The following is a 24,907-nucleotide window of genomic DNA, read 5'->3' as shown; positions in this document are numbered from 1 at the left end:
TTAAGAAAATTTAGTTAATATTTTTAATTTAATTAAAAATAAGTTAACAGAATGTTAAATTTGATAAAAAATAAAAGTAAAAAAAGATAATATATTGTCATAAAATAATATATTTAGTATATTATATATGTAGTAATAAAGTAGCAGATTAAAATTTATATTAGAGGTGGCATATGATACGAATTGAAAAACTTAAAAAGGTTTATAGTAATGGTTATGAAGCTCTAAAGAGCATTAATCTTGAAATTAATGAAGGAGAATTAGTTTGCCTTTTAGGGCCTAGTGGATGTGGTAAAACAACAATTCTGAATTTATTAGCTGGTCTTTTAGATCCAAGTGGTGGAGATATAAAATTTGCTAATGAATCAGTTATAGATAAGCACCCTAAGGATAGAGGTATTGGATTAGTTTTTCAAAATTATGCTTTATATCCACATATGACAGTTTTAGAAAATGTAATGTTCCCACTTACTGTTGGAAAAAATAAAAAGCCAAAAAGTGAAGCTATGGAAATAGCGAAGAAATATATGGCAGTTACTAGTATTGAAGAATTAGCAAATAAGAAGCCCGGAGAAATGTCTGGAGGACAACAACAAAGAGTTGCTATAACAAGAGCATTAGTTCAAAATCCAAGAATTTTATTACTTGACGAACCTTTAAGTAACTTAGATGCGAGATTAAGATTAAAGATTAGAGAAGAAATCAGAAGATTAGTTAAAGAAATTGGAATAACTACTATTTTCGTTACTCACGACCAAGAAGAAGCGCTATCTATAAGTGATAGAATCGTTTTAATGAATGAAGGTGTAGTTCAACAATTTGATATACCTCAAAATCTATATTTAGAACCAGCAAATCTTTTTGTAGCTAAGTTCATGGGAAATCCAATAATAAATTTAATTGATATGAAAAAAGATGGAAATAAATTGGTATCTAAGGATTTTTCTATTGATTTAGGACTTTTAAATAAAGAAAGATTCAAAGGTGAATTAACAGAAGAAAATTACATTGTTGGAATTAGACCAGAGTATTTTGAATTAAGTGACAATCCATTATTTGAAGTTAAGGTTGAATCTGTAGAATTAATTGGTAAAGATTGCATAATTAACTTTAATATTAATGATATTAATGCAAAGTCTATTACAGATATTAGTAAGAAAGTATTAGAAGGAGATAAAATAGGCTTTAATATTAATTATAATGGAATTTATGTATTCCAAGAGAATGGAGTTAGAGTGTACTAATGAAGAAGTTTAAATATAGAGCAGAGAATTCGCCACAAGCATGGTTATTTTTACTTCCTGCTTTAATAATAGTAGGAATATTTAACGTATTACCTTTAATAAAGACTTTTATTATGTCTTTTCAAAAGGGAACTTTAAACAACTTAACATTTAATGGATTTAAAAATTTTGAAATAGTACTTAAAGATCCTAAATTCCATACTGCAATAGGAAATACAGCACTTTTTGCATTTGTAGTAGTTCCAGTAGGATTAATTATCTCTATGTTTATAGCTATTACAATATATGAAAAAATTAAGTATAAAGATATATTTGAAACAATCTTCTTTATACCATATTTAACAAGTGTAATTGCAGTAGGGGTTGTGTTTAGATTTTTATTAAATGGTGAATATGGATTTGTTAATTATATTTTAGGATTTTTTAATGTAGGACCATTTAATTTCCTTGATGATCCCAATATGAGTATGATAACACTTATTATATTCGGTATTTGGTCAGGACTTGCATTTAATATAATAATATTACTTTCAGGTCTTAGAAATGTTGATAAAAGCTATTATAAGGTTGCTGATATGTTTGGTGCAACAAAGATGGAGCAATTTTTAAGAATAACTTTACCTCAAATGGTACCAATAATAACATTTTTATTAATGGTCAATTTCATAAATGCATTTAAGGTTTATGCACAAGTATTCTCAATTTTTAATGGGAAAGCAGGGATTGCAGATAGTGCAACAACAGGGGTATTCTACATATTTAATAAATTCTATGTAGAAAATAGATATGGCCAAGGTATGGCAGCTGCTGTTATCTTATTTGCTTTAATTTTAATTTTCACATTAATACAAAATCGTATATTAAAAAGAATATCTAAGTAGGTGAAAATATGAAGAAATTTAATTCGGTTTTATCAAAAACATTTATAGTTATTATGGCAATAATTACATTATTTCCTTTTGTATATATGATTTTAGCAAGTTTAATGACTTATCAAGAGGCAACTAGTATACCACCAACATTAATTCCTGAAAAATTTCAATGGAATAACTTTAAGATTGCAATGGAGCAGGCTCCATTTGTAAGATATTTCTTTAATACAATTTTTGTTGCTGGTGTAACTACCATAGGAACAGTTATTACTTCTATTTTAGCAGGATTTGCTTTAGTTAAATTAGAGTTTAAGTATAAAAATGCATTAGTATTAGGTATGGCAGCCTTATTAATGGTACCTTATGAAGTAACTATATTTACAAACTTCCAAACTATTGCACAGCTTGGTTTACTAGATACATATACGGCATTAATATTACCATCTCTTGCAAGTATATTTTATATATTCTACTTGAAAGAGTATTTAACAAGCGTTCCTATTTCATATTATAAGGCAGCGAAAGTAGATGGATGTTCAGATTTAGAATTCATTAGAAAAATATTAATACCTCTAGCTAAGCCAGCATTGTTTACTATGGGAATATTAAGTTTTATTACAGGATGGAATTCATTCTTATGGCCAATATTAGTAACTAATAGTAAGGAAATGAGATTATTAAGTAATGGATTAAGCTCCTTTGCAACAGAAAGTGGTACAAATGTACATCTTCAAATGGCAGCATCGACTATAGCTATAGTACCAATACTAATTTTATATTTAATATTTAGAAAACAAATAATCAGAGGAGTTGTTAAGAGTGGCGTTAAAGGATAAAAAGACAAAAATCACTTTTCACAATGGTATATTAACTATTGGAGGAACAATAATTGAAGTAGTGTATGAGGATAGTCATATATTCTTTGATTTTGGTAGTGAATATAATCCAAAGGCTCCAGTTCAGCCGGAAAATTTACAAGAATTATTAGATGAAAATCTAGTACCATATTTAGATAATATGTTTGATCCAAGTATTCCATTAAAGGGATATGAATCTAAAGAAAATAAATTTAAGAATACTGCTGTATTCTTATCACATATGCATTTAGATCATTCTAAGATTGTGAACTACTTAAATCCAGAAATACCTTTATATACGTTAGAAGGAACAAAATCATTATTAAATACTTTAAATATAAATAATGATTTCTTATTCCCGCTATATGAAAATAAAGGAAAGAATACTAGAGACATAACTGGAGTAAAGGAAAATGAAGTTATTGAAATTGGTAAGATAAAAGTTAAAGTAATGCCAGTTGACCATGATGCTTATGGTGCTTGTGGTTTATTAATTGAAACTCCTGATTTAGTTATTTCATATACTGGAGATATAAGACTTCATGGATATAGAAAAGATGCTACTCTTAATTTCTGCAGGGAAAGTGAAAATTGTGATGTTCTATTAATAGAAGGAGTTAGTGTTTCTTTCCAAGACTTTGATGAAGTAAGAGAAGATGAAATATCAAATGAACCAGAGTTAATAGAAAAAATAAATGAAATAGTTAAATATAATCCTAATAAACAAATAACATTTAACTACTATATTTCAAATATAGAAAGAATTTTAAATATAATTAAGACGAATCCAAGAAAAGTTGTTTTATCTGCATACTATTCTTATGTTCTTAAAGAAGCAACAGGTTATGAATCTTATTATTATTCATTAGATAATAAAGAGTATGGATTAAATAAAGATTTAGAAATAGACTTTGAAAGACTATTAAATGATGAAGGTGATTTTTTCTGGCAATTAGATACACTTGCCATTGAATATATAGATAAATTACAGGAAGGTGGAATTTATATTCACTCAAATGCAGTGCCATTAGGAGATTTTGATCCTAAGTATGCACCATTTATAAAGAGCTTTGAGGATAGAAATATTAAATTCGAAAGAGTTTCATGTAGTGGTCATGCACATCCTTATGATTTAATTAAGATAATTAACTTAATTAAACCTAAGTTACTAGTACCAATACACTCTTATCGTCCTGAAAAACTGTATAATGAAAATGGGGATGTACTTTTACCAGAAAAAAAACAAACCATATAATTGGAGGATGAAAAACTATGAAGATGAAGAAAATACTAGCACTAGTACTTTCATTAGGTTTATTAACAGGTTGCTCATCAAATAATGGAGCTACAACATCTAATGAAGAAATCGTAACAGAAATTACAGCACCAGTAGAAATTACTTTCTGGCATGCTATGAGTGGAGATTTAGAAAAATCTCTAACAAATTTAACAGAAAAATTTATGGAACAAAATCCGAATATAACTGTTACTTTACAAAACCAATCAAGTTATCCAGATTTACAACAAAAAGTGACTGCAACTGTTGCAAGTCCAAATAACTTACCAACAATAACTCAAGCATATCCAGATTGGATGTTCAATCCGAGAGAAGAAGGTTTAGTTACAGACTTAACTCCATATATAGAAAATGAAACAATAGGATTTGATAATTATGAAGATATATTACCAGGTCTTAGAGAAGCCAATACTATAGATGGAAAAATATATGCTCTTCCATTTAATAAATCAACAGAAGTTTTATGGTATAACAAGACTTTATTTGATGAATTAGGATTAAGCGTACCAACAAACTATGAAGAACTTGCTGAAGTTTCTAAGAAAATTTATGAAGCTAAGGGCATTCCAGGAGCAGGATTTGACGCTTTACACACTTATTATACAACTTTCTTAAAAACAGAAGGAATTACTTATGATAATAATGTAGATGTTACTAGTGAAGAATCAAAAGCAGCTATTGAATATTATCTAAAAGGTGTTAAAGAAGGTTACTTTAGAATTGCAGGAACAGATAAATATTTATCTGGACCATTTGGAAATGAAACTTTAGGAATGTATGTTGGTTCAAATGCTGGTGAAAACTTTGTTAAACTAGGTGTTGATGGTAAGTTTGAAATAGGAGTTGCTCCATATCCAACAAATGTATCATTACAACAAGGAACAGATTTATATGTATTCTCTACTGCTACACCAGAACAAAAAACTGCTGCATATGAATACTTAAAGTTCTTAACTACAACTGAAAACCAAATAACATGGGCTATAGAAACAGGATATATCCCTGTAAGAGAAAGTGCTCTTCAATCAGAAGAATACAAGAATTCTGGAAGCTTAATAGCTCCAATATTAGAAGATGCAACTGCTAACTTATATACTAATCCAGTAATATATGGTGCAGATGCTGCATACCGTGAAGCTAATACAGTATTAGAATCAGTATTAGCAGATCCTAACAATGTAGATTTAAATGCAAAATTAGAAGATTTTAAATCAACTTTAAATTCAATTTGGGAATAGAACAGAGCTGCCTATGGCAGCTCTCAATTAAAACTCCGTAAGGAGTTTTTTCTTTAATTATGCATTATGCATTATAAATTATGCATTATAAATTATGCATTATAAATTATGCATTGTGCGAAGCACAAAGGAGGAACTATGAAATTAGTAATATATCAAACTAGTGACTTACATGGATATGTATATCCAACTAATTATGTAACAGAACAATCACTTGGAATATTAAAAATAGGAAGCTATATTTTAGAAGATGAAAAGAATTATGAGGCTTCTTTAAAGATAGATTGTGGAGATTTAGTTCAAGGATCTGCATTAACACATTATTTATCTAAACAACAATTAAATGATAATCCTATAATAGGACTATTAGAAGATATAGGATATGATGCTTATATATTAGGTAATCATGAATTTAACTATGGATTAGATTATTTAAATGCTGCATATAGTTTAGTATCTGATAAAATTATTAATGCAAATATTAAGGGATTAGCCTTTGATAGCAAGCCTTATAGAATATTTGATATTAATGGCTTTAAGGTTGGTTGCATAGGATTTACAACATCATTTATTCCAAATTGGGAACAAGAAAAAAATATAAAAAATATAAAGTTTTTAGATCCAGTTAAGATTTATGGAGAATATGAAAAAGAATTAAAAGAAAAATCTGATCTGATAATAGTATGTTACCATGGTGGTTTTGAAAAAAGCTTAGATGGAAAAAATACTCCAACAGAAGCGTTGACAAAAGAAAACCAAGCAAGTGAATTATTAGAAACTTATGATTCTATAGATATAGTTTTAAGTGGACATCAACATAGATCCTTTATAACAAAAATTAATGGAGTAATATGTTCTCAACCTATGCATAATGGTCAAAACTTTACTAAAATAGTAATTGATACAGAAACTAAGGAAGCAAGTTATGAATTAATAGATGTATCAAAGTTAAATGATGAGATAAATGTAAATTTAGAAAAGAGATTTACAAATGTAAATAAGGAATTACAAGAATATTTAGATAAAGAAATAGGCCATTTTAAGAATGATATTATTTTAGATGACATATTTAAGGCAAGACTTAAAGGACATCCGTTTATAAATTTTCTACATGAAGTTCAATTAGAGGTTTCCAATGCAGACTTTTCAGCCTTATCATTATTCGATAGTGCTATTGGATTTAAGAAGAGCGTTTCAATAAGAGATGTATTAATAAATTATCCATATCCTAATACTTTAAAAGTGCTTAACATAAAGGGAAGCAAACTTAAAGAAGCTATTGAAAAGAGTGCTACTTATTTTGTGGTAGAAAATGATAAAGTTAAAATTAATGAAGAGTTCTTAGTACCAAAGGTTCAAAATTATAATTATGATACTTATGCGGGGTTAACTTATGAAATAGACTTAACTAAAGAGTTTGGTAATAGAGTTGTCTCTATGAAAAAAAATGGAGAAGATATAGATTTAAATAAAGATTATACAATTGTATTAAATAACTATAGAGCAAGCAATACATCTATTTATCCTGCTTATGAAAATGCAGAAGTAGTGAAGGAAATAAATATGGATATGAGTGAGCTTATTATAGACTATTTCCAAAGAAATCACGAAGTAGATATACCATCTGAAAGCAATTATATATTTAAATATTAAAAGTTAGAGCTGTTTTAACAGCTCTTTTTTTATAGTACTAATAATTTGTAAATGAAGTCTATAAGAATTATTTTTTTAGGAAAACAAAAAAGCAAGTAATGGATTTAGAGTGAATAAGATAAAATTTTTTTCACAAACTAATGATGATTATAAATTATAAGGAGGCGATAAGTTGCTATGAAATATAAGAAAGGATTTATAGTATATTTAATTACTATTATTTTTTCAGTTGTATTACTATCAGTAAATAATAAAAATCATCATAAGGAATTCCAAGTATCTGCGGAAGCAGATAGTATAAATAACACTATTATACCAAAGCCATTATCATATGAAGCTAATGAAGGAAAATTCATACTTAATAAAGATACCATTATATATGTTATGGGAAATAGTGAAACTGAAACAACAGAAATAACTAAGATTGCAGAATATTTAAAAGATAAATTAATGCCATCAACAGGTTATGATTTCAAAATAAATAAAAATGATGGTACAAAACAAAATTATATTTATCTTACTACTATAGATGGTAATTCAGATTTAGGCGATGAAGGATATGAATTGATTACTACTTCAAATGGAGTTGAAATAAAAGCCAATAAACCAGAGGGATTATTCAGAGGAATTCAAACTTTAAGACAATTATTGCCTCAAGAAATATCAGCAACTGATTTAATTAGTAATATTGAGTGGAGTATTCCAAGTTCAAAGATTTATGATAAGCCAGAATATAGTTATAGAGGGTTTATGATAGATGTAGCAAGACATTTTTTCACTGAAGAAGAAATAAAAAAGCAAATAGATCTTGCTGCTCAGTATAAGATTAATAGATTACATTTACACTTAACTGATGATCAAGGATGGCGTATAGAAATAAAGAAGTATCCTGACTTAACTCTTATAGGAGGAAGTACAGAAGTAGGTGGGGGACCTGGTGGATATTATACTCAAGAACAGTTTAAAAGTATAGTACAATATGCAGCAGATAGATATATTGAAATTATACCTGAGGTAGATATGCCAGGACATACTAATGCTGCTTTAGCTTCCTACGGTTTTTTGAATCCAGATGGTAAAAGGAAGCCTTTATATACAGGGATTAATGTTGGATTCAGCACATTAATGACAGATAGTGAAAAAACATATGAATTCATAGAAGATGTTGTTAAAGAAATTTCAGAGATTTCACCATCTAAATATTTTCACATGGGTGGTGATGAAGCTGATAGTACAAAAAAAGAAGATTATGATTATTTTGTAGGAAGAGTTTCAAAGATAGTTCAGAAATATGGAAAAACTCCAATAGGATGGGATCCAATAGACACATCACCAGAAATTGATTCTAGTGTTATACTACAAAATTGGAAGGATTCAAATGAAGCTGCAAGAAAGAAGAATATGAATATGATAATTTCTATTGCAGGTAAAGCTTATTTAGATATGAAATATAATAAGGATACACCTTATGGATTAGATTGGGCTGGATATATTCCAATTGAAACTGCATATAATTGGGACCCAACAGATTATGCACCTAAGAATTTAGTGCTAGGAATAGAATCTCCATTGTGGACTGAAAACATATTGGATGTAGAGCAAATGGAATATATGATATATCCTAGGTTATTAGGATATGCGGAAATTGGTTGGACTCCTAAAAATCTTAGAAACTTTGAAGAATATAAAATTAGGTTAGAGAAGCAAGGTCCTAGGATGGAATACGAAGGAATAAACTACTATAAAGATAAAACTATATTTAGAAATTAATAAAATAGAGCTGCTTACAGCTCTATTTTATTAATATATAAATTTGGAAACTCCAAAGGAGTTTCTTCTTTAATTTTACATTTTACATTATTCATTTTACACTGTGCGATAGCACACTTTAAACTTCTACTTCTTCAGCTTTTATCCTAAAATTAGCATCTTTATAGGATTTTTTAATATATGAAGCTGAACCTATAAATGTTAGAGCATAACCAATAAGTAAATTCTTCATAAAATCACTTCTAAGTTCAGGCTCAGTTAAAAAGTCTGGAACAGAGCTTAAGGCATCAAAGAATGTTATTTCATAATAACTTTTAAATTCTGAATAAATGTCTATGGCTAGTGAAAAATGATTTGCCAAATAAACCATTATTACAGTTATTATAGAAGTAATAACAACACCTGATATATTAAGTTTTCCACCAAGTAATTGATATCCTTTAATGCAACATATAGCAATAGCTAGTCCAGCGATAGATGCAATATAATTCATTTGGTATATCAATATCCAAACCACTGAACCTATTAAAGCACCTATAAATCCACCTACAATTCCGCCAACAATATTATTACTTACATTTTTAATGCTATTTTGATTTTCATTAATAGTATTTTTAATTTCAAGTTGACATCCCTTGCAACAAGGAATGATAGTAGAACCTAGTAAAAATGGAGATACCTCTGTATTTTCCCCACAAGAACTACAACCAGTAATAAAATTATTCATAATAGAAAAATCTATAAGTTTATTTAGTATGGATAATATTATTTCTGAATGATTATGTTTTTTATAGCCTGGAGCATATTGTAATTGAATACTAGAAGGCTTGTAAGAGGCATAATTAAGTTTTTTAAATTCCTTTGTTAATTCATTAAGAAAAGAATTAATTTTATATACTTCATTTTCATCAGTTAGTTTGATAGGGAAATCAATATAATAAATATAATTAATTGAACTTATAGAAATATTATATCCCCTATATGAGCCAAACAAAGCCTCTTGATTAATAATAGGGTGTAATTGAGTTAATTCAGTAAGATTTAAAAGTAGTTTATCTTTCATTATTAATACCCCTTTCATATTTATTTATAAAATAATTCATAATTATACCAAAAATTGTAATTAATATCAACTGATATAAAGAGTTATTTAATAATTAATATTAAAAATAATACTATATAAGTTATGTGATACTAATGAAAGTGGTGAATATATACTGATGTATTTTGAACATACTATATTTGTACTAAGCATGAAAGGAGATATAATATGGAAAGATTACACTGTAATGTTAGCGGAATAGCAAATGAAAATATGAAAACACAACTAAAAAACTCATTAGAAAAAGTTGAGGGAGTTAATCAAGTTTGTGTTGATATGGCAAGAGGATCTGTTGAAATTATTTATAATAAACCAGCTACACAACAAAGCATTAGGAGTTGCATAGAAAACACTGGGCATAAAATTTTATAAATTAAAAATAGTCTATGTAAAAAACGTAGACTATTTTTATACAAAATAATTGCAAAATTATGAAAAAAGATATATCGTTAAATTATAACCCAAAGTATTTTACTTATATACATAAACTGAAAGGAGAGAATTAATGACAATTTCTTTTTTTGAATTTTTAAGTCAGATAGTGGACAACATTCCCTTATTAATTACTGTTATTTTAACATTAGGAGTAATTTTGGTTAATGGGTGGACAGACGCACCTAATGCTATTGCTACATGTGTGTCAACTAGAGCTATAGGACCACGAGCTGCCATTTTTATGGCTGCAATATTCAATTTTTTAGGCGTTTTTGTGATGACAATGATAAATGCTAATGTGGCGCAAACTATATATAATATGGTAGATTTTGGTGGAGATTCACATAATGCACTTATAGCATTGTGTGCTGCATTGTTTGCTATAGTAGTATGGGCAACAGCAGCATGGTACTTCGGAATTCCTACAAGTGAAAGCCATGCTTTAATAGCTGGACTTTCAGGAGCAGCAATTGCACTACAAGGTGGAATGAGTGGTATAAACGGAGGCGAATGGATGAAGGTAGTATATGGACTTGTATTATCTACATTTTTAGGCTTTGGAATGGGTTGGCTAACCGTAAAAATTATTGGGCTAATTTTTGGAAGATTTGATCGTAGGAAAACTAGCAGCTTTTTCAAATATTCTCAAATTGGTGGTGGTGCAGCTATGGCATTTATGCACGGTGCACAAGATGGACAAAAATTTATGGGGGTATTTATGCTGGGTATTTTCTTAGCAAATGGAAGAGCAGATGTTGAAAGCTTTGTTATACCAGTATGGCTTATGATAGTTTGTTCTTTAGTTATGGCATTAGGAACATCCATAGGTGGATATAAGATAATAAAAGCTGTTGGAATGGACATGGTTAAATTAGAACAATATCAAGGCTTTTCAGCAGATTTAGCAGCTGCTGGATGTCTTTTAATTTCTTCAGTTACTGGAATTCCAGTAAGTACTACTCATACAAAAACTACTTCTATTATGGGAGTAGGTGCAGCAAAAAGGCTTAGTTCAGTTAATTGGGGTGTAGTTAAAGAAATGGTTTGGACATGGATTTTAACTTTTCCAGGCTGCGGGTTAATAGGTTTTTTAATGGCAGAATTATTTATTTGGATATTTTAAAATATAAATAAAGAGGAGTAAAGTTTAATGATAGGAAAGAAAGATAATAATTATTTTGAAATGTTAGCAGAATTAGTTGACTATTCATATGATGCGGCAAATTTACTTCAAAGTACACTATTAAATTTTGATTCAAATGAAATACAGAAAAAAATAGAGGAAATGCATACTATAGAGCATGCAGCTGATGTTAAGAAGCATGAAATGATGAATAAATTAGCTAAAGAATTTATAACACCAATTGAAAGAGGGAATATTATTGAGATAGCCCATTATATTGATAATGTCACCGATGCAATTGAGGATATTTTAACTAGAATTTATATGTTTAATATTACAGATATAAAAAAGGAAGCTATAGATTTTTCTAATATTATTATTAAGAATTGTGCTGAATTGAAAAAGATAATGAAAGAGTTTCATAATTTCAAAAAATCATCAAAAATTTCAAAGTTAGTAATAAGTATAAATGATTTGGAAGAAGAAGGTGACAGATTATATATTAGTAGTATAAGAAACTTATATACTACTTCTAAGGATCCAATAGAGCTTGCAACATGGACTGATACTTTTAAGTATTTTGAAAGGTGTTGTGACGCAGTTGAAAGTGTAGCCAATTTAGTAGAACGTGTAATAATGGAAAATTCATAATATAAAAATACAAAGATACAAAATATTGGTATTAAGTATCTTTGTATTTTTCATAATATTAAGAAAAAAATGATTTGTATATTGTTTTTATATATAAATAGATATATAATCAGATTAATAACTAAGTTAGTTGAATATTATTTAGTTTATGTTAACCGGTTCCTAAACTATTGAAAGTATAGAGTAGGACAATTATTTTTTTCTTTAGTTAACCGGTTTATAAAGGATCTTGGGGGTCTTATTTAGTGAATAATTTAAATCAAAAAAAAGCAACTATAAAAGATGTAGCAGAATTAGCAGAGGTATCTAAAACTACTATTTCGAGATATCTAAATGGTCAATATGAATATATGTCTATAGAAACTAAGGAAAGAATAGCAAAAGCTATCAAAAAACTTAATTATCGTCCAAGTAATATAGCAAGAAGTTTAAAATCAAAGAAAACAGGAGTAATTGGATGTATTATTGCTGATATAGGAAGTCAGTTTTCATCTATAGTAGTAAAGGGAATAAATGATGTATGTAAAGATATGGGATATGATGTTCTTTTTGCTAATACAGATAATAACTCGGATAGAGAGAAAGATAGTATTATATCATTAATGGATAATAAAGTAGATGGGCTTATTATAAATACTACGGGTAAAATTGATGATTATCTTATTGATTTAAGCGAAAATGGAATTAATATAGTTCTTGTAGATAGGTGCTTAAAGGAGATTAATAAAATTGATACAGTTACAACTGATAATTATAAAGCTACCTACAAATGTATGGAATTTTTATTTAATCAAGGTTATAAAAAAATTGCTTTTTTTACTCAAGACCTTACGGATAATAGTAGTCGATATTTTAGATATGATGCTTATATAGATGCTGCTAAAAATTTTTATGAAATTGATGGAAATAAATATACATATGTAATTGATAATAATAATATAGATACTTTTGAAAAAAAATTAATCGATTTTAGGAAAGAGTGCAATGGAGAGGAAGGAGTTATTTTTGCAGTTAATGGAGTTATACTTCTTAATGTGCTTCATGCTATGAAAAATCTAAATATAAAAATTAAAGATGATTTAGGAGTTTGTGGATATGATGACTGGGGATGGGCATCATTAATAACACCAGGAATAACAACTATCACTCAAAATTCCTATGACTGTGGAGTTCAATCAGCAAAACTTCTTATTGATAGAATTAATAAGAAAGATAATAGTGGAACTAAGTTTATTGAAATACCATCGGAACTTATTATTAGAGGTTCTACAAATCCAAAATAGAAAAGGAGTTATGATCAATGAGTAAACAAGAAATTAAAAAGTTAATGAAGGGTAAATTAATTGCAGTAATAAGAGGAAATGACTTAGAAGAGGCAAAGCAAATATGTAAAACTTTAGTTGAATCTGGAATAACAACATTAGAAATTACTTTTAGTATACCAAATGCAGAAAAACTAATAAAAGTACTTAAAAGTGAATTGCCACATGCATTAATAGGAGCAGGAACTGTTCTAAATATAGAACAAGCAGAGCTAGCAGTATCTAATGGAGCAGATTTTATAGTTTCACCTTGTATAGTAGAAGAAGTTGGAAGTTACTGCAAAGAAAGAGATATATTCTGTTCAATGGGAGCTGCGACTCCAACTGAAGCATATAACTCTTATTTAGCAGGTAGTGATGTAGTTAAACTTTTCCCAGGAGATTGCATATCAATGAAGATGATTAAGGGAATAAAAGCTCCAATGCCTTTTATTGACATGATGCCAACAGGTGGTGTTGATGACAAGAATGTTAAGGAATGGTTTGAAAATGGAGCATTTTCAATAGGTTTTGGTGGCTATCTAACAAGTGGAATTAATTCATCAAATTTAGATTTATTAAGAGAACGTTGCAAAAAATTAATAGATGCAACTAAGTAGATAGTTTCTGGAATAAAGGAGGACTTGAGTATGAGTAAAGTTATTTTGTTTGGTGAGCCTATGGCACTGTTCACAGCTGAAGAAGAGGGACCATTAGAAGAGATAGAATTATTTAGAAGATCTTTAGCAGGAGCAGAAGTTAATGTGTGTATTGGACTAACAAGATTAGGACATAAAGTAGAATACATAGCAAAATTAGGAGAAGATCCATTAGGTATGTATGTTAAAAGATTTTTAGATAGAGAAGGTATAGGAACAAAGTTTATAACTTTTGATTCTGTGTATAAAACTGCAACTATGCTTAAGAGTAAGGTTTCATCAGGAGATCCTGTAACTGCTTACTATAGAAAAGGATCAGCATTTTCTTATATGAATTCAGAAGATATTAATAAAATAAATTTTGATGGAGTAGAACTGGTACATGTTACAGGAATTACACCAGCACTATCATTAAGTTGTAGAGAAGCAACATACAGATTAATAGAAAAAGCAAAAGAGCAAGGTGCATATATTACTTTTGATCCTAATTTAAGACCTGCTTTATGGGAGAGTAAAGAGTTAATGATCAAAGTTATTAATGACATAGCTAGTAAGTGTGATTTAATATTACCAGGTATATCAGAAGGATTGATATTAACAGGAAGTAGTGATCCAGATAAAATTGCAGATTTCTATCAAAATTTAGGAGTAAAAGATATCGTAATAAAAGAAGGCAGCAAGGGTGCATATGCTAGAAGTGGATCTAAAACTTATAGAAAATCAGGATTTAAAGTTGAGAAAGTAGTTGATACTGTAGGTGCTGGTGATGGTTTCGCAGTAGGAATAGTAAGTGGAATATTAGAAGGACTAAAACTTGAAGATTCCTTAATAAGAGCAAATGCGATAGGTGCAATACAAGTTACTTTTGTTAGTGATAATGAAGGTTTACCTACTAGAGAGAAATTAGATGAATTTATAAAGATGAATTAAAATTTATTGATGAAGCTTTGAATTATTAATTAAGAAAGAGGATTTATATTTTAAATTTTCTTTCTTAATTTTTTTATAACATAGGATTATACTTTTATTTTGAATAAAGCTAAAAATAGGTATATAATATGTGTAAAAAGTAAAGGAGTAATAAAGATGAAAGTAGAAATTTGGTCAGATATATTTTGTCCATTTTGTTATATTGGTAAACGTAGATTTGAAAATGCTTTAAATAAATTTGAGAATAAAGAAAAGGTAGAAGTATTATTTAGAAGTTTTGAATTAAATCCTAATGCAGAAAAAATAAACAATAATAATATTCATGAAGCTATTGCAGAAAAGTATGGTATAGATTATGACGAAGCTAAACGTAACAATAATAATATAGTAAAACAGGCTAAAGAATTAGGGCTAGATTATAACTTTGATAAATTAATACTTAATAACTCATTTGATGCACATCGTATGATTTATTTTGCAAATGGTTTTAATAAGAATAATGAAATGGCAGAGGCTTTATTTAAAGCATATTTTATAGATTCTAAAAATATAAGCGATTTTGATACTTTAGGAGATATTGCAAGTAGTGTCGGGTTAGATAAAGAAGAGGCAATTAGAGTATTAAATAGTGATAAATATAAAAAAGAAGTTAGAGAAGATGAAGAGTTAGCTAGAAATTATTCTATAACTTCTGTACCTACATATATTATTAATAATAAATTTATTATTAGTGGTGCACAGTCAGAAGAGATATTCTTAATGGCTTTAAATAGAGCTGCTGAAGTTGATTGAGTAAAAGATAGATGAGAAAAGTTTACTAGGCAATATAAAAATAGAAGAGCTTACGCAAATGATAATTAATTCATATGCGTAAGCTCTTTAAATTTTATTGTTTTGATTGACTCAAATATGGTTGATACATCATAAAAGCATGATTTTCACATATATATTCGTCATTTATTAATTCGCTATCTAAATTATATACTTTTCTATAAATTACATTGTTTCTGATATAATTTCCAAAGAAGCCAGGAGTCATAGAATGTTCTTTTTCATAAATATCATAATAATATTGACATGGTTCAGATGATCTCCATTCGCCAACTAAATGTGTATCAGTTAGAAAGAGTATAAGCTGATATTTCGAATTGGTAGTATTTTTTATTTCTAAATCTAAATAATTATAATAACAAGTAGCACCAGAACCAAAAGGTTGTGTTCTTTTTTCATCAGGAAAAACATCATGACTATGTCTATACCTTTCTGTTACAGTTAATGGTGTATTAAGAGTCATCCAATAAATCAAATTAGAAAGTTGACAAAGCCCTCCACCAACTCCAGGCTTAAAGCTACCATCAGGACATAAAACAAGGCCATCTTTATATCCTTTTCTATAGCTTGGCTTACCTAGAGCTTTCCAATAAGAGAAATATTCACCTGGATTCACTTCTAGGCCATTAAGTTCTTTTAAAGCTAATTTTAGATTTTCAACTTTATTTTCTTGTAAATACATATCTACATCTTTTAGCTTTCTATAAAGAGGGGTTTTGTGCGTAAACACTAAATATTCTAGTTTGTTACTAGTTCTTCTTCTGCTATAAGATTTATTAGATAAAAACCAATAAATATATTTTTTTGCTTTATAGTAAAATTTACCTACAAACAACCTTAGCTTACTTCTTTTTATAGGCTTTTTCTCAACATAGGACATACAAATTATCCTCCACAATATTCCAGATAGCATAATTATACGAAATTATTGTTACTATGTAAATATATGGAATGCGTTAAAGACTTATATACCAAAATAATTTTTAGAATTATAGTAACAAATATTTTTAATTAGTTTTCCTAGATAATCAAAGTCAGCAGGATATTCACCGTTATCAACTAAGATACCAATTTTATTACATAAGATTCTTCTAAAGTACTCATGTCTCGGGAAGGATATAAAACTTCTCGAATCAGTAAGCATACCAACAAAAGTAGAGAGCACTCCTGTAGAAGATAATATATCTATATGGTTTTCTATTCCTAATTTATTATCAGAAAACCACCATGGAGCACCAAGTTGCACTTTCCCTTTAATACCATTATTATTGCTTTGGAAATTTCCACACATAGTAGAGAGCATCTCTAAGTCTTTTGGATTCAAGCAGTATAATATTGTTTTTGGAAGTTCATTATTAATATCTAGAGAATTTAATAATGAACTAAGAGACTCTGCATAATTGAAATCATTCATACTATCTATTCCTGAATTAATACCTACTTTATTTAATATGCGTGTAGAATTATCACGAAGTGCCCCTATATGCAATTGCATAGTTATATTATTTCTAGAATATTCAAAGGCGAGTTCTTTTAATAAAAATCCACGATATTTAGCACAATCAATAGAAGTGAGGGCTCTTCCAGAAAGTCTATTTTCAAAAATAGTATTGACTTCTTCTTTAGAGGCTGTTACCAAAAAGTTATCTTCTATACTATGATCACTAATGAAACAGCCATTTTCGATAAAATATAAAAGTCGTTTTTTTAATGAGTGAATTAAATCTGAAATATTAGTTATTTGATTTTCGTTTATTCTTCCTAAACTTTGTATATATTCATTGAAATCTTCTTTTTCAATCCCTAATGCTTTATCAGGGCGAAAGGTTGGAAGTACTTTAATTTGAAAGTTATCATTTTTCAGCTTTTTATGATATTCTAAATCATCAATTGGATCATCTGTAGTACATAGTACTTCTATATTCTGCATTCTAAGAAGGTTGCGAATTGAGTAACTAGGTGAATTTAGTTTTTGGTTACATTCTTTCCATATTACATCAGCACTTTCAGGAGAGAGTAGTGTATCAATTCCAAAGTAATTTTTTAGCTCAAGATGTGTCCAATGGTATAAAGGATTTCCAATTAAGTTTTGTACCGTTTCCGACCAAGCTAAAAACTTATCATAAGGAGAAGCAGCACCAGTTATAATATCTTCATGGATTCCATATGCACGCATAGCACGCCATTTATAATGATCCTCTTCAAGCCAAATCTCTGTAATATTATTATAAATTCTATCTTCATATATATCTTTTGGATTTAAATGATTATGAAAATCGATAATTGGCATTTTTACAGCATAGCTATTATATAAGGTTTTAGCTGTTTTAGATTGCAATAAAAAATTTTCATTAATAAAAGGTTTCATAATAATTCTCCTTACACGTATTTTTCAAGTGTAGCTTTTACTGCACCTATTCCAGACACCATCTCTTTAAAATAATTACATACGGTACTAGCCATATTTACTTCATAAAGATCAGCTCCAAATATTTTTTTGTTTTTAAGTATAGGCATTAATAATTCTTCAAAGTTTTTATTATCACCAATATTAATTGAAGACATAATGGAAGTTAATGAATATAGCATTGGATCAGGACTTAATTCGAATTTATTTCCATTATCATCTATTGCCATAAGATAACGAAGCCATCCAGCCAAGACAAGAGGTATAAATTTTAAATCAGATACATCTAAGTATTGTGAATTATAATATTCTTTAATTGTTTCGCCAAAACGAATTGCTAATTTTTGAGAAGTGTCAGTAGCAATTCTTTGTGGGGTATCAGGTATAAAAGGGTTTGTAAGCCTTACTTTTAAAACTGTATCAATAAAATCTTTAGGATCTAATATATCTGGATTTACAACTACAGGGAGTCCCTCATTATAACCGATATATTCTACTAATTTTCTCAATGTTGAATTCTCCATCTCTTTAGCAATTGAATCGTAGTTAAGGATACATCCAAATATCGCAAGAGCTGTATGCAGAGGATTTAAACATGTACATACTTTCATCTTTTCCACCTTTTCAACATTCTCTCTTGTAGTAAATATTACACCAGCTTTTTCTAACGGAGGACGGCCGTTTGGGAATGTATCTTCTATAATTAGGTATTCAGATTCTTCTGCATTTACGAATGGTGCAATAAAAGTATTCTTTTCTGTAACTATAGGTTTAATCTCTACTAATCCATCTTCTTTCAAAAGGGATTCTATAGAAAGAGAGGGGCGTGGTGTTATTTTATCAATCATAGTCCACGGAAACGAAACTTTATCATTATTATTAATGTAATTAATGAATTCCTTTTCAACTAAATTAGAATCATACCATTTATTAGCTAACTCTAGTACAGCATTATGAAATATAAATCCATTATTTGAACAATTATCCATACTTACCATAGCAATTGGTTTTTCTCCTGAAGAATAGCGAGTGTAGAGGAGTGAAACTATTTTGCCAATATAACTTTCTGGATTTTCTGGACCGTTTTTTATATCTTTTAAAACTGATGGTAGAGTATTACCTTGTCCATCAATTAAGCTATATCCCTTTTCTGTGATTGTAAAACTTGCTATTTGAAGAGAATCACTTTGAAAGATTTCCTTTAATCTAAAGAAATCACTTTTATTAGTTGAATCAACCATTAATGATTCAACTACACTTCCTATTATAGTTTTTGTAATTGCTCCATCTGATTTTAATGTAACAAGAATGCTGTAATTATCGTGAGGATTATTAATCTTTTCTATAATTTCATAATCATAACCTTCTGCAACTATAAGACCAGTATCAAGGAGACCATCATTAATAAGATTTTGTGCAAGATTTGCTTGAAAAGCACGAAATATATTACCAGAACCAAAATGTATCCATTTAGGGTTTTCCTTCGTATTTTTTATTAGTGACTGTCTATCATAATTTGGAAGAATGTAGCCAGCTTTTTCGAAAGATTCTCTATTACATAATCCCACTTCAGTTAATTGCATATTATTTATCTCCTTTTTCAATAGCTTCCCAAAGACCGTTTAAATATGTAGCTCCAAGAGCTCTATCATATAAACCATATCCAGGCATTGCAACCTCATCCCATATCATTCGACCGTGATCAGGACGAATAGGACCATTAAATCCAATCTCATATAAGGCTTTCATTATTTCATACATATCAAAAGAACCATCGGATGAGAGGTGAGCTGCTTCTTCAAAGTCAGTTGGTGAATTGAACTTTAAATTTCTAACATGTGCAAAATGTATTCGTCCCTTTAGTGAACGAATCATATCAGGTAAATCATTTTTAGGATTAGTTCCGTAGGAGCCAGAACAGAAAGTGACTCCATTGTGTGTGTCATCTACCATGTTAAGCATACGTAGAATATTATTTTTATTAATGATTATACGAGGTAGTCCAAATACACTCCATGCAGGATCATCAGGATGTATCGCCATATTTATATTGTATTTATTGCATACTGGCATAATCTTTTTAAGAAAATATTCTAAGTTACTGAACAATTTTTCTTCATTTACATCTTTATACATTTCAAATAAGTTCTTAATTTTGGACATTCGCTCAGGTTCCCATCCAGGTAGAACTGTGCCATTCGAATGTTCAGAAATATGACTAAACATATCTTCTGGATTCAATGCATCTATAGCATCTTGATTATAAGCCAGAACAGTTGACCCATCACTCCTTACTCTAGCAAGTTCTGTACGGGTCCAATCAAAAACAGGCATAAAGTTATAGCACACTAGATGAATATCTTCTTGACCTAGGTTTTCAAGGGTTTTTATATAATTATCAATATAAATATCCCTATCTGGTGAACCAATCTTAATTGATTCATGAATATTAACACTTTCAATTCCGGATATATGAAGACCAGCAGCTTCTACTTCAGATTTAATTTTACGGATACTTTCTATACTCCATACCTCTCCTGGAAGAGTATCGTATAGAGTAGTTATAACTCCAGTAACTCCAGGAATTTGTCTAATTTGTTTTAATGTAACTGTATCAAATTTTGAACCAAACCATCTTAGTGTCATTTCCATAATAGATATTTCTCCTTTTATAATATAATTAATTACTTTTATTATTAAATATTCTAATAAGAAATCCAATTGAATCAATTGTCATTTACATTGTAAAAGTTGCTGTCTTATGGTAAATTAAGTAAAAGGAGAAAGTTATGAAGAAAAATTTAAAAACTGAATTCACAAAAAGACAGTATATGTTTTCCAAGGACTTTGAATTATATTATTATAGTGATTTCGATCCATCAAAAATAGAGTCTCATACACATAACTATTATGAATTTTATTTGTTTTTAGAGGGGGATGTGGATATTGTTATTAACAATGATAGATATAATTTAAGAAAAGGAGATATGATTTTAGTTCCACCAAAAGTAGCTCACTATCCAATAATTAATAATAAGAATTTATATAGTAGATTTGTATTTTGGTTAAGTGAAGAATATTTAAATAAGCTATCAGAAGTTTCTTCAGATTATGTGTATTTAATAGACTACGTTAAAAGTAGAAAAAAATATATATTTCATAATGATATAATTATCTTTAATGAAATACAATCTAAGATATTTCAAATAATAGAGGAAATGAATTCTAATCGATTTGGAAGAGATATAAAGATTACAATATGTGTAAATGATTTATTATTATATTTGAATCGAATTGTTTATGAAGAAAATAATCCAGAGAGTCCAAAAGAAGAAGTAGAGTTATATAGAAGCATTATTAATTATATAGAAGAGCATCTAGATGAAGAGTTATCATTAGAAAGATTAGCAAGTGAGTTTTATTTAAGTAAATATTATATTTGTCATGTATTTAAGAAAAATACTGGTATTTCAATACACAAGTACATTACAAAGAAAAGATTATCAGAATGTAAGAATGCTATTTTAAGTAATATAGCAATAAATCAAGTAAATTTAATGTTCGGTTTTAATGATTATTCAAGTTTTTATAGAGCTTTCAAAAAAGAATATGGGGTATCACCAAAGGATTTTAAAAATACTCATAACATAAGCACTTTAAAAGGGAGATTAAAATAATCTCCCTATAAATTTTATTCTTCGCCCATAAGCATATTAAGTATTTCTTTTACAGAAGATATTTTATTTATTCTATATGCATTAGCACCACAAAAAACTAATCCATTTTCAACATCGCCTTTAACAGCTTTAATTAAAGCTGAACTTATACAATATGGTGTACTTCCAGGATTACAAGGAATTAAGCAATCATAGCATTTAGTTATTTTTACTCTTTGAGTTTTTAAGGTTTCTGTTAATTTATTTCTAATTGCTCTTCCAGGCATACCTACTGGACTGATTGTAAGTTCAATATCTTCTTTTTTGCAATTTACAAAAGCATTTTTAAAATTAATATGAGCATCACACTCATGAGTTGCTACAAATTGAGTTGCTACTTGAACACCACTAGCTCCAAGTTGTAATTTTTTTACTAAATCGTCATGAGTAAATACGCCACCAGCTACGATTACAGGTATAGTTTTATCGAATTCTTTCTCAAAATTTTTAACTTCTTCGATTATACTTAAAACATTTTTATCAAAATTACCAATTTCTTCGTCTATAGTATTCTTTTTAAATCCTAAATGTCCACCTGCTAAGGGACCTTCAACTATTACTGCATCAGCTGTCTTATTAAAATGCTTTTTCCAATAAGATAGTATTATTCTTACAGCTTTTGAAGATGAAACAATAGGAGCTATTTTTATAGAACTACCTTCTGTTATTTCTGGTAAGTTTAAAGGCAATCCAGCACCTGAAATTATCATATCTGCACCTGCTTCTATAGCAGTTTTAACGTGTTCTATATAGTTATTCATTGCAACCATAACATTAACACCGATGATTCCATTAGAGCTTATTTCTTTTGCTCTCTTTATGTGTTTAGTCAATCCTCTTAAATTGGCTGCTAGAGTATTAGTTTCAAAATCTTCTTCAAGATATCCAGGATGGGCAGCTGATATTACACCAATTGCACCATGTTTTGCAACGTTTCCAGCAAGATTTGATAGGGATACACCGACCCCCATACCACCTTGAATTACTGGTATTTTAGCTACTAAATTTCCTATAGTTAATGGTTTTATATTCATAAATCTACTCCTTTTATATATAATAATAATACTTTGATTATCAAAATATTATTTATAGTATAATATAGTAATTTTAAAAATACAATAATAATATAAAATAATTTGAATATTGACAAAATAAAAAAATGGTATTATTATGAGATTAATATTTTGATGGTCAAAATATTTGAGAGGGGTGATATGGTGAATCTGTCATTACGGGATAAGGTGATGATATCAATTTTTGCATCCTTAACAGCAATAGGGGCATTTATAAGTATTCCTATACCTTATGTTCCGTTTACGATGCAATTTTTCTTTTGTAGTATAAGTGGTATTATATTAGGAGCTAAGAAAGGTTCGTTATCGCAGCTGCTTTATCTTTTTATAGGACTTATAGGTATTCCTGTATTCACTAAGGGGGGAGGCCCTCAATATATATTTCAACCTACATTTGGTTATTTGATTGGGCTTATTGTAGCTTCCTATGTAATTGGGAAAGTAGTTGAATTAAGAAATAATAATTTTAAAAATTTACTATTAGCAAATATTTTAGGGATTATTTTTATATATCTTATTGGAGTTAGTTATTTTTACTTAATAAATAAATTTTATTTAGGTATAGATATGACTATAAGCTTAGCTATTTATCAAGGTTTATTATTAACCTTGCCTGGTGATCTTATAAAGTCAATAATAACAGCTTTGGTAAGTGTTAGGGTAGTTAATACAATAAAATTAAAAACAGTAGTTTAATATAATTACTTACTTTGATAATAAAAATATTTGACTGATAAAATTTATGATTTAGAAAGAGGCGTATAATGAAGGGAGTAAGAATACTTGGAATTGGTCATTATTGTCCAGAAAAATCAGTTACAAATAAAGATTTAGAAAAAATAGTTGATACTACTGATGAATGGATTATAAAAAGAACTGGTATAAAAGAAAGAAGAATATCAACAGGAGAAGGTACTGTTGATTTGGCATATAAGGCAGCTCTAAATGCATTAGAAAAGAGCAATTGTAGTAAAGATGATATAGATTTAATAATAGTAGCTACTACTTCGCCAGATAAAATAATGCCATCAACAGCTTGTAGCATTCAAGGGCTTTTAGGATGTAAAAATGCAGCAGCTTTTGATATATCAGCAGCATGCTCAGGATTTGTATATTCACTGATAGTTGCATCAAGTTTAATTAAAGCTACAGATAAAAAGAAGGCTTTAGTTATCGGAGCTGAAGTTTTATCTAAGATAGTTGACTGGAGTGATAGAAGCACTTGCGTATTATTTGGTGACGGGGCAGGGGCTGCTGTAATAGAGCTTTGTGATAATGAAGATGCTATTATTAGTACTTGTTTCTCAGCAGATGGAAACTTAGGTGAGAAATCATTAGTAGCAGCTGAGCTAAAACTTAATACACCTTTTACCTCTGATAATTCTGTTGAAAGAAGATATATAGAAATGAAGGGGGGAGAGGTATTTAAATTTGCAGTATCTATACTTCCAGAAATAGTTAAAGAATTATTAAATAAATCTAACGAAGATATTGAGGATATTAAGTTTATAGTTCCTCATCAAGCAAATTTGAGAATAATAGACGAAGCAGCAAGAAGATTAAAAATTGATAGAGATAAATTTTATGTTAATGTTGATAAATATGGTAATACTTCAGCTGCAAGTATTCCAATTGCATTAAGTGAACTTTTAGAAAAAGGTCTTATAAATAAAGGTGACAAAATAATATTAGCAGCCTTTGGTGGAGGAGTAACCTGGGCAGGCACATTAATAAAATTTTAGGAGGAA

23 protein-coding genes are annotated in these 24,907 nt (G+C 28.7%); 17 read left to right on the top strand and 6 right to left on the bottom strand.

Features of this window, described 5'->3' with window-relative positions; all coding sequences use genetic code 11:
• The first annotated feature begins 173 nt into the window (after nucleotides 1-173).
• The 7 genes from QK892_RS12105 (at nucleotide 174) to QK892_RS12075 (ending at nucleotide 8,931) form a co-directional block, all read left to right on the top strand.
• Nucleotides 174-1,244 (top strand): ABC transporter ATP-binding protein, encoded by a 1,071-nt coding sequence (locus QK892_RS12105; protein WP_317273801.1) that lies wholly within the window; start codon nucleotides 174-176, stop codon nucleotides 1,242-1,244.
• Nucleotides 1,244-2,125 (top strand): carbohydrate ABC transporter permease, encoded by an 882-nt coding sequence (locus QK892_RS12100; RefSeq protein ID WP_317273800.1) that lies wholly within the window; start codon nucleotides 1,244-1,246, stop codon nucleotides 2,123-2,125. The genes QK892_RS12105 and QK892_RS12100 overlap by 1 nt, the downstream gene beginning before the upstream one ends.
• A gap of 8 nt (nucleotides 2,126-2,133) precedes the next feature.
• On the top strand, nucleotides 2,134-2,952 hold the full coding sequence (locus QK892_RS12095) for a carbohydrate ABC transporter permease (RefSeq protein ID WP_317273799.1): 819 nt from the start codon (nucleotides 2,134-2,136) through the stop codon (nucleotides 2,950-2,952).
• On the top strand, nucleotides 2,936-4,228 hold the full coding sequence (locus QK892_RS12090) for an MBL fold metallo-hydrolase (RefSeq protein ID WP_317273798.1): 1,293 nt from the start codon (nucleotides 2,936-2,938) through the stop codon (nucleotides 4,226-4,228). The genes QK892_RS12095 and QK892_RS12090 overlap by 17 nt, the downstream gene beginning before the upstream one ends.
• 17 nt (nucleotides 4,229-4,245) lie before the next feature.
• Nucleotides 4,246-5,508, top strand: coding sequence for an ABC transporter substrate-binding protein (locus QK892_RS12085; RefSeq protein WP_317273797.1), 1,263 nt, complete (start codon nucleotides 4,246-4,248; stop codon nucleotides 5,506-5,508).
• A gap of 138 nt (nucleotides 5,509-5,646) precedes the next feature.
• A complete protein-coding gene (locus tag QK892_RS12080) occupies nucleotides 5,647-7,161 on the top strand; it encodes a bifunctional metallophosphatase/5'-nucleotidase (RefSeq protein WP_317273796.1) in 1,515 nt (504 codons plus the stop codon).
• A gap of 177 nt (nucleotides 7,162-7,338) precedes the next feature.
• Nucleotides 7,339-8,931, top strand: a complete 1,593-nt coding sequence (locus QK892_RS12075; RefSeq protein WP_317273795.1) for a family 20 glycosylhydrolase — start codon at nucleotides 7,339-7,341, stop codon at nucleotides 8,929-8,931.
• Between the two features lie 118 nt (nucleotides 8,932-9,049).
• On the opposite strand, the gene QK892_RS12070 is transcribed toward QK892_RS12075, so the two are convergent.
• A complete protein-coding gene (locus QK892_RS12070) occupies nucleotides 9,050-9,994 on the bottom strand; it encodes a hypothetical protein (protein ID WP_317273794.1) in 945 nt (314 codons plus the stop codon).
• 207 nt (nucleotides 9,995-10,201) lie between these two features.
• Between QK892_RS12070 and QK892_RS12065 the strand changes: the two genes are divergently transcribed.
• From QK892_RS12065 to QK892_RS12035, 7 genes are all read left to right on the top strand, one after another.
• Nucleotides 10,202-10,405: a heavy-metal-associated domain-containing protein gene (locus QK892_RS12065; protein WP_317273793.1), complete on the top strand. Its 204-nt coding sequence runs from the start codon at nucleotides 10,202-10,204 to the stop codon at nucleotides 10,403-10,405.
• Nucleotides 10,406-10,538: 133 nt separating this feature from the next.
• Nucleotides 10,539-11,591, top strand: a complete 1,053-nt coding sequence (locus QK892_RS12060) for an inorganic phosphate transporter (protein WP_317273792.1) — start codon at nucleotides 10,539-10,541, stop codon at nucleotides 11,589-11,591.
• A gap of 27 nt (nucleotides 11,592-11,618) precedes the next feature.
• The gene (locus QK892_RS12055; protein ID WP_317273791.1) at nucleotides 11,619-12,242 is read left to right on the top strand and encodes a DUF47 domain-containing protein; all 624 of its coding nucleotides are present in this window, start codon (nucleotides 11,619-11,621) and stop codon (nucleotides 12,240-12,242) included.
• Nucleotides 12,243-12,487: 245 nt separating this feature from the next.
• Nucleotides 12,488-13,525, top strand: a complete 1,038-nt coding sequence (locus QK892_RS12050) for a LacI family DNA-binding transcriptional regulator (RefSeq protein WP_317273790.1) — start codon at nucleotides 12,488-12,490, stop codon at nucleotides 13,523-13,525.
• A 17-nt stretch (nucleotides 13,526-13,542) separates the two neighbouring features.
• Entirely contained in the window at nucleotides 13,543-14,163 is a 621-nt protein-coding gene (locus QK892_RS12045; protein WP_317273789.1) for a bifunctional 4-hydroxy-2-oxoglutarate aldolase/2-dehydro-3-deoxy-phosphogluconate aldolase, read from the top strand.
• Nucleotides 14,164-14,193: 30 nt separating this feature from the next.
• Nucleotides 14,194-15,132: a sugar kinase gene (locus tag QK892_RS12040; protein WP_317273788.1), complete on the top strand. Its 939-nt coding sequence runs from the start codon at nucleotides 14,194-14,196 to the stop codon at nucleotides 15,130-15,132.
• A 156-nt stretch (nucleotides 15,133-15,288) separates the two neighbouring features.
• The gene (locus QK892_RS12035) at nucleotides 15,289-15,924 is read left to right on the top strand and encodes a DsbA family oxidoreductase (RefSeq protein ID WP_317273787.1); all 636 of its coding nucleotides are present in this window, start codon (nucleotides 15,289-15,291) and stop codon (nucleotides 15,922-15,924) included.
• A gap of 94 nt (nucleotides 15,925-16,018) precedes the next feature.
• Here QK892_RS12035 and QK892_RS12030 read toward each other — a convergent pair whose 3' ends face one another.
• From QK892_RS12030 to uxuA, 4 genes are all read right to left on the bottom strand, one after another.
• Nucleotides 16,019-16,843, bottom strand: a complete 825-nt coding sequence (locus QK892_RS12030; protein ID WP_317273786.1) for a VanW family protein — start codon at nucleotides 16,841-16,843, stop codon at nucleotides 16,019-16,021.
• Nucleotides 16,844-16,927: 84 nt separating this feature from the next.
• Nucleotides 16,928-18,331, bottom strand: coding sequence for a glucuronate isomerase (gene uxaC / locus QK892_RS12025; protein WP_317273785.1), 1,404 nt, complete (start codon nucleotides 18,329-18,331; stop codon nucleotides 16,928-16,930).
• An 11-nt stretch (nucleotides 18,332-18,342) separates the two neighbouring features.
• Nucleotides 18,343-19,953, bottom strand: a complete 1,611-nt coding sequence (locus QK892_RS12020) for a mannitol dehydrogenase family protein (RefSeq protein WP_317273784.1) — start codon at nucleotides 19,951-19,953, stop codon at nucleotides 18,343-18,345.
• A 1-nt stretch (nucleotide 19,954) separates the two neighbouring features.
• A complete protein-coding gene (gene uxuA / locus QK892_RS12015) occupies nucleotides 19,955-21,022 on the bottom strand; it encodes a mannonate dehydratase (protein ID WP_317273783.1) in 1,068 nt (355 codons plus the stop codon).
• Between the two features lie 137 nt (nucleotides 21,023-21,159).
• Between uxuA and QK892_RS12010 the strand changes: the two genes are divergently transcribed.
• Complete coding sequence (locus QK892_RS12010; RefSeq protein ID WP_317273782.1) at nucleotides 21,160-22,047, top strand: AraC family transcriptional regulator; 888 nt, start codon at nucleotides 21,160-21,162, stop codon at nucleotides 22,045-22,047.
• 14 nt (nucleotides 22,048-22,061) lie between these two features.
• On the opposite strand, the gene QK892_RS12005 is transcribed toward QK892_RS12010, so the two are convergent.
• Nucleotides 22,062-23,120, bottom strand: a complete 1,059-nt coding sequence (locus tag QK892_RS12005; protein ID WP_317273781.1) for an NAD(P)H-dependent flavin oxidoreductase — start codon at nucleotides 23,118-23,120, stop codon at nucleotides 22,062-22,064.
• A gap of 183 nt (nucleotides 23,121-23,303) precedes the next feature.
• Between QK892_RS12005 and QK892_RS12000 the strand changes: the two genes are divergently transcribed.
• Nucleotides 23,304-23,855 (top strand): biotin transporter BioY, encoded by a 552-nt coding sequence (locus QK892_RS12000; protein ID WP_394855027.1) that lies wholly within the window; start codon nucleotides 23,304-23,306, stop codon nucleotides 23,853-23,855.
• 68 nt (nucleotides 23,856-23,923) lie between these two features.
• A complete protein-coding gene (locus QK892_RS11995) occupies nucleotides 23,924-24,901 on the top strand; it encodes a beta-ketoacyl-ACP synthase III (protein WP_317273779.1) in 978 nt (325 codons plus the stop codon).
• The last annotated feature ends 6 nt before the right edge of the window (nucleotides 24,902-24,907 follow it).

The sequence above is a fragment of the Clostridium lamae genome (genome assembly GCF_033043255.1).
Classification (GTDB): domain Bacteria; phylum Bacillota; class Clostridia; order Clostridiales; family Clostridiaceae; genus Clostridium; species Clostridium lamae.
Note: the sequence above shows the minus strand (reverse complement) of the source record. Positions and strands in the feature narration are given on the sequence as shown.

What these genes read in the sequence shown, in the direction of transcription:
- QK892_RS12040 (WP_317273788.1), top strand. Translation starts at nt 14,194, where the DNA reads ATGAGTAAAGTTATTTTGTTTGGTGAGCCTATGGCACTGTTCACAGCT.
- QK892_RS12070 (WP_317273794.1), bottom strand. Translation starts at nt 9,994, where the DNA reads ATGAAAGATAAACTACTTTTAAATCTTACTGAATTAACTCAATTACAC.
- QK892_RS12010 (WP_317273782.1), top strand. Translation starts at nt 21,160, where the DNA reads ATGAAGAAAAATTTAAAAACTGAATTCACAAAAAGACAGTATATGTTT.
- QK892_RS12085 (WP_317273797.1), top strand. Translation starts at nt 4,246, where the DNA reads ATGAAGATGAAGAAAATACTAGCACTAGTACTTTCATTAGGTTTATTA.
- QK892_RS12080 (WP_317273796.1), top strand. Translation starts at nt 5,647, where the DNA reads ATGAAATTAGTAATATATCAAACTAGTGACTTACATGGATATGTATAT.
- QK892_RS12035 (WP_317273787.1), top strand. Translation starts at nt 15,289, where the DNA reads ATGAAAGTAGAAATTTGGTCAGATATATTTTGTCCATTTTGTTATATT.
- QK892_RS12105 (WP_317273801.1), top strand. Translation starts at nt 174, where the DNA reads ATGATACGAATTGAAAAACTTAAAAAGGTTTATAGTAATGGTTATGAA.
- QK892_RS12055 (WP_317273791.1), top strand. Translation starts at nt 11,619, where the DNA reads ATGATAGGAAAGAAAGATAATAATTATTTTGAAATGTTAGCAGAATTA.
- QK892_RS12100 (WP_317273800.1), top strand. Translation starts at nt 1,244, where the DNA reads ATGAAGAAGTTTAAATATAGAGCAGAGAATTCGCCACAAGCATGGTTA.
- QK892_RS11995 (WP_317273779.1), top strand. Translation starts at nt 23,924, where the DNA reads ATGAAGGGAGTAAGAATACTTGGAATTGGTCATTATTGTCCAGAAAAA.
- QK892_RS12075 (WP_317273795.1), top strand. Translation starts at nt 7,339, where the DNA reads ATGAAATATAAGAAAGGATTTATAGTATATTTAATTACTATTATTTTT.
- QK892_RS12030 (WP_317273786.1), bottom strand. Translation starts at nt 16,843, where the DNA reads ATGTCCTATGTTGAGAAAAAGCCTATAAAAAGAAGTAAGCTAAGGTTG.
- uxuA (WP_317273783.1), bottom strand. Translation starts at nt 21,022, where the DNA reads ATGGAAATGACACTAAGATGGTTTGGTTCAAAATTTGATACAGTTACA.
- QK892_RS12005 (WP_317273781.1), bottom strand. Translation starts at nt 23,120, where the DNA reads ATGAATATAAAACCATTAACTATAGGAAATTTAGTAGCTAAAATACCA.
- QK892_RS12095 (WP_317273799.1), top strand. Translation starts at nt 2,134, where the DNA reads ATGAAGAAATTTAATTCGGTTTTATCAAAAACATTTATAGTTATTATG.
- uxaC (WP_317273785.1), bottom strand. Translation starts at nt 18,331, where the DNA reads ATGAAACCTTTTATTAATGAAAATTTTTTATTGCAATCTAAAACAGCT.
- QK892_RS12020 (WP_317273784.1), bottom strand. Translation starts at nt 19,953, where the DNA reads ATGCAATTAACTGAAGTGGGATTATGTAATAGAGAATCTTTCGAAAAA.
- QK892_RS12060 (WP_317273792.1), top strand. Translation starts at nt 10,539, where the DNA reads ATGACAATTTCTTTTTTTGAATTTTTAAGTCAGATAGTGGACAACATT.
- QK892_RS12045 (WP_317273789.1), top strand. Translation starts at nt 13,543, where the DNA reads ATGAGTAAACAAGAAATTAAAAAGTTAATGAAGGGTAAATTAATTGCA.
- QK892_RS12065 (WP_317273793.1), top strand. Translation starts at nt 10,202, where the DNA reads ATGGAAAGATTACACTGTAATGTTAGCGGAATAGCAAATGAAAATATG.